Consider the following 13,663-nt stretch of genomic DNA (forward strand, 5'->3'; position numbering starts at 1 on the left):
GCCGCCTCACTTCTTCTTCTGATACATCGCCAGCATGCGCTGGGTGACGAGGAAACCGCCGAAGATGTTCACAGAGGCCATGATCAGCGCGAAGAACCCGAGGATGCGCGACCACCACGCGGCGGAAGCATCGCCCGCCAGCGGCACGCCGACCGCGAGCAGCGCGCCGACCACGATCACCGACGAGATCGCGTTGGTCACCGACATCAGCGGCGTATGCAGCGCGGGCGTCACCGACCACACCACGTAGTAGCCGACGAAACAGGCCAGCACGAAGATCGAGATCTGGAACACGAAGGGGCTGGCCGCGGAGGCGGAAGCCGTCGCCATCGCGTTCAGCGGCAATACGCTTTCGTCGCTCGACATGAACTCGTAGAAGCCGTCGGAGCAGGCGGTGAGCGCAAACGAAACCAGATCGGTCATGTTCTCGAACATGCGCCTATCCTTTCGGCATGAAATTCGGGTGGACGACCGCGCCATCGCGCGTCAGCAGCGTCGCCTTGATGAGTTCGTCATCCCAGTTGGGCGCGAACTTCTTTTCCTTGTCGAACATGGTCTCGACGAAGGCGTAGAGGTTCTTCGCGTAGAGCGAGGAAGCGGTGGCCGCGAGACGGCCCGCCACGTTCAGGTGGCCGACGATCTTCACGCCGTTCACGTCCACGATCTTGCCGGCTTCCGCGCCCTCGACGTTACCGCCGCGCTCGACCGCGAGATCGACGATCACCGAACCCGGCTTCATCGATGCAACCATTTCCTTCGTGATCAGTCGCGGCGCGGGACGGCCCGGAATCAGAGCGGTCGTAATCACGATGTCCTGCTTCTTGATGTGCTCGGCGGTCAGCGCGGCCTGCTTCGCCTGATACTCCTTCGACATTTCCTTGGCGTAGCCGCCCGCGGTCTGCGCGTTCTTGAACTCCTCGTCCTCGACCGCGAGGAACTTCGCGCCCAGGCTCTCGACCTGCTCTTTCGTGGCGGGGCGCACGTCGGTCGCCGTCACCACCGCGCCGAGGCGGCGCGCGGTTGCAATCGCCTGCAACCCGGCGACGCCGACGCCCATGATGAAGGCCTTGGCGGCGGGCACGGTGCCGGCCGCGGTCATCATCATCGGCAGCGCACGGCCGAATTCGGAGGAAGCATCCACCACCGCGCGGTAGCCCGCGAGGTTCGCCTGTGAGGAAAGCACGTCCATCACCTGCGCGCGGGTGATGCGCGGCATCAATTCCATCGCGAAAGCGGAGACCTTCGCCGCCGCGAGATCCTTCAGCGCGGCGTCGTTGCCGTAGGGGTCCATGATGGAAATGACGAGTGCACCCGGCTTGTAGGAACCAAGCTCGGATTTCGTCGGACGGCGGACCTTCAGGACAATATCGGCGTCCTTCGCGACGCCATTGCCGATTTCAGCACCGGCGGCGGAAAAATCGGCATCCGGAATGCCGGCCTTGCCGCCCGCGCCTTTCTCTACCGCGACTTTCGCGCCGAGATTGGCGAAGCGCTTGACGGTATCCGGGGTTGCCGCGACGCGCGGCTCGCCCTGTTCGGTTTCAGCCGGGATCGCGATCTTCATTTGGCGTTACTCGCCTAAAGGGTCAGGTCAGGAACCAGAACATCAAAAATACGATGATGACATTGAGGATCACGCCCCACTTCACCATCTCGATGAAGAGATTGTAGGTGCTTTCGTGTTCGGCGTAATCGTTGCCCTTGGCGGTGCCGTATTCGGTCTTGCCGTGACTGGCCATGATCAGGGTCCCCAATTCCCGGAAATTGCTGCATGTTGAATTACCGGAAAGCGCCGGGGCGGGCAAATGCCCTTTCAGTGATCGGCGGATAACCCGGCACGCCGGAGCGCCGCCGCCTGGCGGTCCGCCACCGCCTGCACCGAAAAGTCGCGGATGGCATCCTCGAACAGGCGATGGAAATTCATTTCCGCGCGCAGGTGCAGGAAAACGCCGCCGAGACCGATCGCCGCGCGGTCCATGAACACGAATTCGCGTGGCACCGTGACCGGACCGAACTCGCGCATAGCCTGCTTCACGCGGAACGCTTCCCTGCGGCCGTATTGCGCAGGCGCAATGCCGTCCGCGATGGTGCGGACCCGGTCATCCATCAGCGGCCCATAGATAAAGCGCGCCCAGATGTTGAGGGCTTCGATCATGGGCTTCGAGAGGTTCTTGAAGCCCCAGACCTCGTAGGCCGCAACCACGCGCGCCTCGTCCCCTTCGCGCAGCCCCCGGTAGAGATCGACCACGCCGCCGACGAAACGCGGCGGGAAAATCCGGATGCAGCCGTAGTCGAGGAGATTGATCCCGGCGGGCAGGTCCGCTTCCTCGAATACCGTGTAGTTGCCGAGATGCGGATCGCCGTGAATCACGCCGAAGCGCGAGAACGGCAGCCACCATGCCCTGAACATCGCCGCCGCCAGACGGTTGCGCTGTTCGAGATCGCGCTCCTTGTAGGCGAGCAGCTTCTCGCCGCCCAGCCAGTCGAGCGTCAGCAGGCGGCCGGTGGAAAGCTCCGGCCAGACCTTCGGCACCCGCACCTCGCGCACATCCGCGAGCATCTCGCCGTAGAGCGCGGCGTGTTTCGCCTCGCGCCGGTAATCGAGTTCTTCGCGCAGCCGCGCGCCGATCTCCGCTTGAATCTCGCGCGTGTCGATTTCCGGCGACATGCGCCGGTACAGCGAAAGCACGATGCCGAGCTGGCGCAAATCCGCTTCCACGGTGGACTGCATCTCCGGGTATTGCAGCTTGCAAGCAAGCAGCGCGCCGTCCTTCGCGGTCGCGCGATGCACCTGACCGAGCGAGGCGGCGGCAGCCGGGGCCTTGGTGAAGGAACCGAATTTCGTTTCCCAGTCCTGCCCCAGTTCGGCGGCCATGCGTCGCTTCACGAAAGGCCAGCCCATCGGCGGCGCTTCCGATTGCAGTTTCATCAGTTCGGAAGCGTATTCGGGCGGCAGCGCATCGGGGATGGTCGCGAGCAGTTGCGCGACCTTCATGAGCGGACCTTTCAGTCCGCCGAGTGCGCTCGCCAGCGCCGACGCATTGGCATCGCGCGAACCGCCGCCGAATACGCGCTGCGCCCCTAACCGTGCTGCAACGCCGCCGACATTCGCACCCACGCGCGCGTATCGCGCCGCCCGCGCGGAGAAACGGTTTCTCTCGGAGTCTTCCGGCTTGTCAGCCAACCGCCCTGCCTCGTTGCAGGCGCTGGTTCAGCGCCTTCGTCGCAGTACGAACGTCCGAAGCGGAAGCTGGTTCGCTTCCCTGCGCGCGAATGATCTTCACGGCTTCTTCCACCAGCGCGGCATTGGTCTGCGAAGCACCCCACGGCATGTCTTCGAGGCCGACGCGCACATGCCCTTCCCGCTCCACGGCGGAAGCGATCAGCGGCCGGATATCGACGCCGAGACCCGCGACCATCCACGGATAATCGCCCGCGGTTTCACGGAGCAACGTGAGGTGCGCATCGAGATGCACTGGCTTCGGCGGGAAGCCGAAGGTGAATTCCTCCGCGAACATGAAGCGGTAGATCGGCGACGGCACCTTCGGCATCGCTTTCGCGGATGCCGCGCCCATGCGCGTGAAACCCGGCTCGTAGATCGCGTAGCTCGGATGCACGGAATATTCTTCGCAGATGCGCATGCCTTCGTAGAAGTGGTCGTCGGGATTTTGATAGACGAAACCGGGAGCGAGTTTCGCGACTTCCTGAAAGCGCGCGAAGTTGCACGAACCGGGATCGACCACAGCCCACTCCGCAAGTCCGCGCTTCGCGAGTTCTTCGAGATGCTCGTAGCGCTCGCGGGCGGTTTTCATCTCGCCGTTCGCATAGGACGAACCCGCGATCGGGATCGTCGGATAGACGATGGCATCGCACTGCGCGCGAATGCCCTCGACCACCGCGGCATAGAGTTGCCAGTCGTCGCGCTGTTGCCCGGTCGCCTCGTCATAGACGTGCAGGTGGACGATGGCCGCGCCCGCTTTCGCGGCGGCGATGCCGTCGGAGATGATGTCTTTCGTCGAAACCGGAATGCCGGGCTGGCGCGCCTTGCCCCACGGCCCGTTGATCGCGGCTTCGATCCAGACCTTCGCCATCTTACGCGGCAGGCGCGGAGGCTTCCGGATCGGCCGGCTTGTTACGCTTGCGCAGCCACGGCACCAGATAAAAGAGTGCGGTTACCCCGATCACGATCCAGAGCAGGTAGCCCATCAGGTAATCGAAGAAGCCGAGCTTGTAGGGCGGCAGCGGATTCGGCAGGAAGCCGCCGCGCTGCAGCCGCTCCAGCTCCGCGCCGGTCGGCATGTGGTAGTAGCGCTTGCTGTCGCCCTTCACGCCGAGCACGTAGCCGTCGTCGGTGACGTTGACGCCCGCGATGATGCTGAACGTGCTGGTCTTGTAGGCGAGATAGAGCGCCTCGCCGTTCGCGCCGGTCGCCGTCACGTCCTGAATGAAGTTGATGTGCTCGCTGGTGCCGAACATGTATTTCGCCTGCACCGGCGAACTTGAGAACGCACCGAACAAAACCGCGAAGGCGACAAGCGCTGCACGAACCATTGTTTTTTCCTGACCAGTCATGCGGACCGGGCGCCGGCCGCGTAACGCCATCATTCCCCGGAAACGAAGGGCAAGGCAATCGGCGCGCCTTGCAGCGCTAAGCACATTTTCGTGCGCGTGCCGCAGGCGCTTACGCCGCCTTATCCAGCTTCTCGATCTCGTCGATCATGCTGGAGATGAGCTTCAGCCCGGTCTGCCAGAACGCCGGGTCGCGCGCGTCCAGCCCGAACGGCTTGAGCAGGTCGGAATGATGCTTGGTGCCGCCGGCCGCCAGCATTGCGAGATAGCGCTCGGCAAAGCCAGCATCCGCCTTCTCGTAGACCGCGTAGAGCGAATTCACGAGGCAATCGCCGAACGCATAGGCGTAGACATAGAACGGCGCGTGCACGAAGTGGCCGATATAGGTCCAGTACGTCTCGTAGCCTTCGCCAAGGTGGATTGCGGGTCCGAGGCTCTCGCCCTGCACGCTCATCCAGAGTTCGCAGATTTTCTCAGGCGTGAGTTCGCCGTTCTTGCGCTCGGTGTGGAGCTTCCGCTCGAACGTATAGAACGCGATCTGGCGCACGACCGTATTGATCATGTCCTCGACCTTCTGCACCAGCATCGCCTTGCGCTGCGCGGGCGCGGCTTTCGCAAGCAAGGCACGGAAGGTCAGCATCTCGCCGAACACGGAAGCGGTTTCTGCGAGCGTCAAAGGCGTCGGCGCCATCAGCGCGCCATTCGGCGCAGCCAGCACCTGATGCACGCCATGGCCGAGTTCGTGCGCGAGCGTCATCACGTCGCGCGGACGGCCCATGTAGTTCAGCAGCACGTAAGGATGCGCGGACGGCACGGTGGGGTGTGCGAATGCGCCCGACGCCTTGCCCGGACGCACCGGCGCGTCGATCCAGTTCTTGTCGAAGAACTGCTTCGCGATATCGGCCATGCGCGGCGAGAACGCCGCATAGGCCGACAACACCGTCTCGCGCGCTTCCGGCCACGCGATCAGGCGCTGCTCGACCTTCGGCAGCGGCGCATTGCGATCCCAGTGCTCCAACCGCTCCTTGCCGAACCACTTCGCCTTCATCTTGTAGTAGCGGTGCGACACCCGCGGGAACGACGCGCGCACGACCTCGACCAGCGCGTCCACGACCTCGCGCTCGACGCGGTTCGAGAGATGCCGCGCATCGGCTATGTCCTGAAAGCCACGCCAGCGGTCGGAGATTTCCTTGTCCTTCGCCAGCACGTTCGTAATCAGCGTGAAGGTCGGGAGATTTTCCTTGAACACTTTCGCAAGCGAACCCGCCGCCTTCGCGCGCTTGCTCTCGTCGGCGTCCTGCAACAGCGTCAGCGTCGGCTCCAGCGTCAGCCGCTCGTTGTCGATGTCAAAGCGCAGGCCCGCGACCGTCTCGTCGAACAGGCGATTCCACGCGCCGCGCCCGGTCACGGATTTTTCGTGGAACAGAAGTTCGATGCGGTCTTCGAGCTGATACGGCTTCTCGCGGCGCGTATCCTCGACCCACGGCCGGTAGTGGCCGAAGATCGGGTCTTCGAGCGCGCGCTCGATCAGCACGTCGTCGATGCGGTTCAGTTCCAGCGTGAAGAACAGGAGATGCGACGAGGCGCCGGTGATCTTCTCGACTACGTCGCCGTAGAACTTGCCGCGCGCGGGATCGCTGGTGTCGCCGGCGCGCACGAGTCCCGCGAAGGAAACCAGCCGTCCCAGCAGGTCGTCGATCGCTTCATAGCGGCGCACCGCCGCGCCGAACGCCGCGCCCGCGGCGGGCGACTTCGCGATCTCTTCCAGCTTGCCTTTATACTCTTGCTCGAACGCGATGCAGTCGGCATCGGCCTTCGCGAGATCGGCCTGCACCTTCGGATCGTCGATTCCGGCATAGAGGTCGGAGAGGTTCCATTCGGGCAGCGCGCCCAGCGGACCGCCGGACGAAGAACTGGAAGCCGGATTCTCGAAGGCAATTTTCATCGGGCGCAAATCTCCTGCATGCATTTTCTATCGCACAGCGCCCCATACCTCACAACGAAGCGGCGCTCGGATGCCACTGCGGCGCATACCCGCGCTTCAGGGCATCCGCGATAGATGGCGGCGTCAACATATCGGCGGCAATTCCGGCGAGACGCGGGCGGCTGTCTGCGTAACCTTTGGGCGTCCAGCGCAGCAGGCTCTTTCCCTTTACGGCAAAGGCATCGCTCCCGCCGAGCGTGACGAAGACGCCGTCCGGCAGCGTGTCGAGCGGGCGGCGGTGGATGCGCTTCTCCCTGGCGAGCAACCGCTCCTCGTGGAGCAGCTTGTCCATCGCCGGCGCGGGCAGCCGCCGGTGCCCGCCGCTGAACGTTTCGGCAAAGGCGAGCGCATCTTTTCTCCGGCATTCGAAGCACGGGCGATGCCCGGCGGAGAGCGCGGTCGGCTCGTCCATAAAGAAGAGTTCGGTGTAGTAGCGCCCCCAGACGTCGCGCTGCCGCCCCTTGAAGGAGAGCACGCAGCAAATCCACGCTCTGGAGGCATAACGCCGTGAGCCGAGCGTGCGGTCGTCGTTATGAAACTTCCCGCCGCGATTGCCGAACAGCGTGCCGCGCGAGGCATCGGCGAACAGGTTTCCGAACGGATCGACGCGGTTTTGCAGTGGCATAGGCGGATTCAGACTCTCTTAACGCCCGTACACCAATGTGCCCCGAAACGGCACATTTGCGTAGCGGGCGGGGTCTGATGAGCGCGCGAATTCTGGTGGTGGACGACGATCCGGTGCAACGCCGGCTGCTCGAAGCGATGATCAAGCGCTTCGACTACGAGCCGGTGATGGCCGAGAGCGCCGAAGCCGCACTGAAAACGCTGGATAGCGCCGACGGCGCTGCCATCGAATGTATCGTGCTCGATCTGGTGATGCCCGACCTTGACGGCATGGGCATGCTGGGCCGCCTGCGTGAGCGCGGCAGCACGCTTCCCGTGATCGTGCAGACCGCTCAAGGCTCCATCGACACCGTGGTTTCGGCGATGCGCGCGGGCGCGGTCGATTTCTGCGTGAAGCCGGTGCGCGCCGAGCGTTTGCAGGTTTCGATCCGCAATGCGCTGGCACAGGCGACGCTCGCCGACGAAGTACGCCGCATGCAGCGCTCCGCCGACGGCAAGCTCGCGCTGAAGGACCTCACCACAAAAAGCCCGCGCATGCAGGCGGCACTCACGCTCGCGGAAAAAGCGGCCGCCTCCGACATCCCGGTCCTGATCGAAGGCGAGTCCGGTACCGGCAAGGAATTGCTGGCCCGCGCCATCCATGCCGCCGGTCCGCGCGCGAAAAAGCCGTTCGTCGCGGTCAACTGCGGCGCAATCCCCGCGAACCTCGTCGAGTCGATCCTGTTCGGCCACGAAAAGGGTTCGTTCACCGGCGCGGCCGAGCGGCAGATCGGCAAGTTTCTGGAAGCCGACGGCGGTACGCTGTTCCTCGACGAGATCGGCGAGTTACCTCAGGACACGCAAGTAAAGCTGCTCCGTGCGTTGCAGGAAGGCGAGATCGATCCGGTCGGCGCGCGCAAGCCGGTGAAGGTGAACTTCCGCCTCATCTCCGCGACCAATCGCGACCTGATGGCGCTGGTGCGCCAGGCTTCGTTCCGCGAGGACCTGTTTTACCGCCTGCACATTTATCCGGTGACGTTGCCGCCGCTGCGCGAGCGCATGGAAGACGTGCCCGATCTGGTCCGCCGCTTCGTCGCGCGCTTCGCGGCGGAAGAAGGCAAGCGCGTGCGCTCGGTTTCGGCCGAAGCAGTGCGCCTGCTGGGCGAATACAAGTGGCCCGGCAACGTGCGCCAACTCGAGAACACGGTGTTCCGTTCGGTCGTGTTGGCCGAGGCCGACGAAATCGGCGTGCTGGAATTCCCGCAGATCGCGGCACAGGTGCCGGGCTACGAGGCGGCGGCGTTCGTAGCACCCGCCCCGGTTGTAGCCTCGCCTGCGACCCAGCCCGCCGCACCCTTACTGGTTGTCGAGGAAAGCGCTTCCAGCGCTCCCGTGCCGGGACGGCTGGATGTGGTCGATTTCCACGGCCATGTCCGCCCACTGGAACAGCTCGAAGCAGAAATCATCCGCTACACCATCGCGCACTATCGGGGCCGGATGACCGAAGTCGCCCGCCGCCTCGGAATCGGGCGCTCGACCCTGTACCGGAAGCTCAAGGAACTCGGTCTGGAGGCCGATGCCGGAGCCGATCACGGGAATGTGTGACGCGCCCGCGTGGCTGGCGGGTAACAGAATGGCTCTAATTCGGAACGAGCACCCTTGCGAGGTAATTGTACCCTTGAAGGGGGCTGCCGGACTTGCCAAAAGCGATTGGAACCAGATTTCCGCGGGAGATTGAAATGAACCCGAACAGGCACTTAGGCCTCGTTTCGTGTGGTCTGTTGGTGGCGGCTGCGCTCGCCGGCCCGGCCTTCGGCCAGAATACGCCGAGTGATCGCGAACTCATCAATCAGATCCCCGAGCCGCGGCACGAACAGCCGGTCGGACTCGATGGCAAGGAAGAAAAGACCACGCCTCCCGCCGCGCAGACCCCGGCACCGCCGCCTGCAGCAGAGCAGAAACCTCAACAGCCTGCCGCCGCGCCGGTTGTCTCCGAAGAGATCAAAAAGCTGACCGGCCGCAAGCTCGTCGAAGCACCGGTCGCCAGCCTCACGGGCGCCGATCTCGCCATCGCCGAGAAGATCCGCGAAATTCTCGCGCAGCGCGGCGAGCGCTACTTCTCGCGCAAGAACGAACTCTCCGCGGTCGAGGTGTTCTATCGCGATCGCGGCTTCAAGCCGCTCTGGATCGAGAACGGCAAACTCAATCCGCGCGCCGACGCAGCCATCGCGTTCCTGAAGAAGGTCGATGAAGACGGCCTCAACCCTGCCGACTACGCGGCTCCGAATTTCGACCTGACAGACGCCGACAAGCTCGCGGAAGCCGAACTCAATTATACGGGCGAAGTGCTGGATTTCGTGCGTCACGCATCCTCGGGCCGCATCCATCCGTCACGCACCTTCCGCGACGTCGAGTACAAGCATGACGGCCTTGATCCGCAGGACAGCCTGAACCAGATCGCGTCCGCCGCGAACCTGAGCGAAACGCTCGCGGGTTTTTACCCTTCGCACGAGCAGTACAAACTGCTGAAAGCCGAGCTTGCGAAGCTACGCAACAAAGGCGAGGCCGAGCCGATCCGGATTCCGAATGGTGCGGTGCTACGCTTCAACGCCAAGGCGAAGAAGCATCAGGAAGATGCCCGCGTGCCGCTGCTGCGTCAGCGCTTCAAACTCGAGGCCAAGGACGACAAGGTCTACGACGAGGAACTCGCGCAGGCTGTAGCCGAATTCCAGAAGTCCAGGAAACGTAAAGGCGACGGCGTGCTGACGAACGACGTTGTCGCCGCGCTCAATCCGGCGAACACCGACAAGATCGAAGACATCATCATCGCCAATATGGAACGCTGGCGCTGGCTGCCCCGCGATCTCGGCGCGAACCACGTCATCACCAGCATCCCCGGCTATTACCTGCGTGTGTTCCAGGACCGTAAGGAAGTTTGGGAAACGCGCGTCGTTGTCGGCGCACCGACCAAGATTTCGCCGATCACGACCCAGGAGATGAGCTTCATCACGGTGAACCCGACCTGGAACGTGCCGCCGTCGATCATCGCGCGGGACTACATTCCGGCGTTGCGCAACAATCCCGACGCGCTGAAGCAAATGGGCATCAAAATCCAGACCCGTCCCGACGGCACGCTGCACCTCTCGCAGCCGCCGGGCGACGGAAATGCGCTCGGACGCCTCCGCTTCAACTTCCCGAACAAGTTCCTGGTTTACCAGCACGACACGCCGACGAAGCACCTGTTCGCGCATGACGAACGCGCTTACAGCGCCGGCTGCATCCGTGTTCAGGATCCGCTGAAGTACGCCGAGCTGTTGATGAACATGGCGCGTCCGGGCGAAGGCTGGTCGCAGGACAAGATCAAGAAGTTGTACGGGACCGCCGAGCACAAGCTCGACTTCAAGAACAACATTCCCGTTCACATCGTCTACAACACCGCTGAAGTCCGCGATGACAAACTGATCATCCGCAAGGACCTCTACAAAGTGGATGCGGCAACGATCAAGAACCTCAAGGCTACCGGCAACGAGCGCCGCCAGCTTGAGATCGCGGTCAAGCATGCCGATCCGACACCGAACCGTCAGCAGCTCACTCTCGACGGCTACAGTCCCCGCAGTCAGGGTTTCGACTTCTTCGGTCTGTTCCGCTCCTACTGATCAGAACCCGAAGTTAAAATAAAAAAGGGCCGCGATTCTCGCGGCCCTTCTTTTTTGCGCACGAAAACGATCAGGCTGGAACGGGGCTTTTCGAAGTGTCCAGCGCTTCACGCACGGCCTTCGCAAGCTGGCCGCGCCGGAACGGTTTACCGAGGAAGTGAACGCTCGCGGGTAACGCGCCGCTATCATCGGCGAGCACGCCGGACGTATAGCCCGACATGAACAATACGCGCAGCGACGGATAGCGCTCCCCGCAATAATCCGCGAGTTCGCGTCCGTTCATCCCGCCAGTCATGATGACATCGGTCAGCAGCAAATCCGGCCTGAGGCCCTTCTCCAGAAGATCGATTGCACTTTTGCCGTTTGGCGCGCCTACGACCCGATAGCCTAGCGATACGAGCTGCCGCTCGGTATTGATGCGAACCGGCTCGTCGTCCTCGACCAGCAACACCGTCTCCTGGCCGCGAGGATAGTTCTCCTCCTCAAGAACCGGACGCTCGGCAACGGCACTTTCGGAACGGGGGAAATAAAGCTTCACCGCCGTCCCGAAACCGACTTCCGAATAGACCGTGATGTGCCCGCCCGACTGCTTCACGAAACCGTAGACCATGCTGAGGCCGAGACCCGTTCCCTTGCCCGGAGCCTTGGTAGTGAAGAACGGCTCGAACACGCGGTTCAGCGTTTCGGGGTCCATGCCCGTGCCGTTGTCATGCACCGCGACCATCATGAAATCGCCTTCGCGGGCACCGGGAACGACAGATCCCATCTCCTTGTCGAAGGTCGACTTGGCTGTTTCGATTCGTAGCGTCCCGCCGCCCTTCATGGCGTCGCGCGCGTTGACGATGAGATTCAGAAGGGCGGTTTCGAGCTGATTCTGGTCGATCTCGACAATCCAGGGACCGTCTTCCAGCGCGAGGTCGAGCTTGTACTGCTCGCCGATGGTTATGCGAACGAGATCGATCATGCCGGTAACGAGCATGTTGAGATCGGTCGTTTTCGGCTCCAGCGCCTGACGGCGGCCGAACGCCAGCTGCCGTTGCGTAAGCGCCGCACTACGCTCTGCCGCGTCCACTGTTGCCTGCGCCAGCGGAAGCAAATCGGAGCGATCTCTTAAAGATTCCAGCAGCAATTCGGCGTTGCCGAGAATGACGGTGAGCAGATTGTTGTAATCGTGCGCGAGGCCGCCGGTCAGCTGGCCGATCGCCTCCATCTTCTGCGACTGGCGCAATTCCTGTTCGAGCTTTTGCCGCTCGGTCATATCGCGCCCGATGAAGAAATGCTGTTGCAGATCTTCACTCCAGACACCGGTCCACGAAATCAGCACAATGCGGCCGTCGCGGTGACGGTAGCGCGTTTCGAAATTGCGCGCGTATTTGCCGACGCGCGCCTGACGCATCTGCTCCCGTGTGGCTTCGAGATCGGGGATATGGATGAAATCGATCGCGCTGCGGCCGGTCATTTCCTCGGGTTTGTAGCCAAGCACAGTCTCGACGCTCGGACTGACACGCTGCAGGACGCCCTTGCGATCGGTAACCAGAATCAAGTCCACAGAGGTTTCAAAGAAGCGTTTGAGTGCCGCGTCGGCCTTTCTCTGCTCGGTAATATCGAGCGCGATCGAACCGACGCCCTCGACCTCGCCGCGGCCGTCGAACAGCGGAAACTTCGCGAACAAGGATACTTGCGGCCCCAAAGGATGCGGCGTGATGAATTCCCGCTGAATCGAATTCTTCGTTTCAATCACCTCGCGATCGGCGGCTTCGTGGGTGCGCGTGTAATCGGAATCCCCGAATAGATCGCGTACGGTCTTGCCGATCAGCTCTTCGTTCGTGTGCTCGGTCCACTGTTCGGTGCCGCGATTGACGAAAATATAGCGGCCCTGGAGATCCTTGACCGTCACGACCAGCGGCGCGTTATCGAAAATCTCCTTGAACCGTGCCGCGTTCTTTTCCAGCGCTTCCGACAGCAGCGACTTGGTTCGCGCGAGCCTTCCGTGCATCAGGTTGGTTTCCACGAGCAGCACGCCCAGGATAAAGCTTGCAGCCAGAAGTCCGTAACTGCGGCCCGCATACCAGCCGAGATCGTAACGCGCCGAACCGAACACGCCCGACAGCCCGACATCGAAAATCCATACGCACATCACGACCATGAGCCAGAGATCGAGCGTGCTGACGCGGCGAAGCCGCCACAATGCGATCAAGGCCAACGCACTCAACGCCCAAGTTGCCGGACTGACGCCGCTCGTCACCTGTTTGGAGTAATTGTCTTTCTCCATAACGATTGGAAGAAAATCCATTCCCGCCGTGGCGAGTGCCGCGAAGACGACGGCCATCGAAGCCACCGTTCCGACCGCAAGCAGAATCGCTATTGCGACACGCGATTGCGGAATCTCCTCATAGGAACGATTACGCAGCAGCGCATACGCGATCACGAACATCGGAAAAACAGCGTGCCAGAAGGTATAAAGCCAGGCCGTGCTCTGACTGCCCGCGCCTAGCAGACCGGTTTCGGTGAACGCACCGGGAAACGTCAGGAGGTGCGGAATCGTGATGAACGCGCAGTAAAGGTAGCCTGATGCCAGCACCAGCATCGCCCAGGAACGCGTGCGCGAAAATTGACCGAACAGCAAAATCGACGTGATCGTATCCGTCACGATCAGCGCGACCTCATACATCGGGATGAAGGATTGCAGCTTAGGTAATGGCGTACGCACATACGGTATCGCGGTAAGAAAAAACGCCAGGGAAACAGCGACCACCATGGCGGCGACGATCTTTGCGTTTCGCCCCGCAGGCCGCGAAGACAGCAAACCGTCTTCCTGCGCAGCACGGTTTTGTACTTCAGCGGTATCCAG

Annotated in this window: 11 protein-coding genes; 2 read left to right on the forward strand and 9 right to left on the reverse strand. The window is 62.5% G+C overall.

Annotation, left to right across the window (positions count from 1 at the left end; translation table 11 throughout):
• Window positions 1-6 precede the first annotated feature (6 nt).
• The 8 genes from KF794_12605 to KF794_12640 all read right to left on the reverse strand — a co-directional run bounded on the left by KF794_12605 (window position 7) and on the right by KF794_12640 (window position 7,178).
• Window positions 7-330, reverse strand: coding sequence for an NAD(P) transhydrogenase subunit alpha (locus tag KF794_12605; protein ID QYK46700.1), 324 nt, complete (start codon window positions 328-330; stop codon window positions 7-9).
• A gap of 109 nt (window positions 331-439) precedes the next feature.
• A complete protein-coding gene (locus KF794_12610; GenBank protein ID QYK44598.1) occupies window positions 440-1,564 on the reverse strand; it encodes a Re/Si-specific NAD(P)(+) transhydrogenase subunit alpha in 1,125 nt (374 codons plus the stop codon).
• Between the two features lie 22 nt (window positions 1,565-1,586).
• Complete coding sequence (locus tag KF794_12615; GenBank protein QYK44599.1) at window positions 1,587-1,739, reverse strand: aa3-type cytochrome c oxidase subunit IV; 153 nt, start codon at window positions 1,737-1,739, stop codon at window positions 1,587-1,589.
• A 74-nt stretch (window positions 1,740-1,813) separates the two neighbouring features.
• Window positions 1,814-3,184 carry an AarF/ABC1/UbiB kinase family protein gene (locus tag KF794_12620; protein ID QYK44600.1) on the reverse strand — a complete coding sequence of 457 codons (1,371 nt, stop codon included), beginning with the start codon at window positions 3,182-3,184 and terminating at the stop codon, window positions 1,814-1,816.
• Window positions 3,177-4,091, reverse strand: a complete 915-nt coding sequence (locus KF794_12625) for a 3-keto-5-aminohexanoate cleavage protein (protein ID QYK44601.1) — start codon at window positions 4,089-4,091, stop codon at window positions 3,177-3,179. Before KF794_12625 ends, KF794_12620 begins: the two co-directional genes overlap by 8 nt.
• Before the next feature lies 1 nt (window position 4,092).
• Window positions 4,093-4,551, reverse strand: a complete 459-nt coding sequence (locus tag KF794_12630; protein ID QYK44602.1) for a hypothetical protein — start codon at window positions 4,549-4,551, stop codon at window positions 4,093-4,095.
• Window positions 4,552-4,681: 130 nt separating this feature from the next.
• On the reverse strand, window positions 4,682-6,514 hold the full coding sequence (locus KF794_12635; protein ID QYK44603.1) for a M3 family oligoendopeptidase: 1,833 nt from the start codon (window positions 6,512-6,514) through the stop codon (window positions 4,682-4,684).
• A 49-nt stretch (window positions 6,515-6,563) separates the two neighbouring features.
• Window positions 6,564-7,178: a hypothetical protein gene (locus tag KF794_12640; protein ID QYK44604.1), complete on the reverse strand. Its 615-nt coding sequence runs from the start codon at window positions 7,176-7,178 to the stop codon at window positions 6,564-6,566.
• A 77-nt stretch (window positions 7,179-7,255) separates the two neighbouring features.
• Between KF794_12640 and KF794_12645 the strand changes: the two genes are divergently transcribed.
• Together KF794_12645 and KF794_12650 are read left to right on the forward strand one after the other, a co-directional pair.
• Complete coding sequence (locus tag KF794_12645) at window positions 7,256-8,761, forward strand: sigma-54-dependent Fis family transcriptional regulator (GenBank protein QYK44605.1); 1,506 nt, start codon at window positions 7,256-7,258, stop codon at window positions 8,759-8,761.
• A gap of 134 nt (window positions 8,762-8,895) precedes the next feature.
• Window positions 8,896-10,812, forward strand: a complete 1,917-nt coding sequence (locus tag KF794_12650) for a L,D-transpeptidase family protein (GenBank protein ID QYK44606.1) — start codon at window positions 8,896-8,898, stop codon at window positions 10,810-10,812.
• Between the two features lie 70 nt (window positions 10,813-10,882).
• Here the strand turns inward: KF794_12650 and KF794_12655 are convergent, their stop codons facing one another.
• A complete protein-coding gene (locus KF794_12655; protein ID QYK44607.1) occupies window positions 10,883-13,618 on the reverse strand; it encodes an MASE4 domain-containing protein in 2,736 nt (911 codons plus the stop codon).
• Between the last annotated feature and the right edge of the window lie 45 nt (window positions 13,619-13,663).

Source organism: Xanthobacteraceae bacterium, from assembly GCA_019454205.1.
Classification (GTDB): domain Bacteria; phylum Pseudomonadota; class Alphaproteobacteria; order Rhizobiales; family Xanthobacteraceae.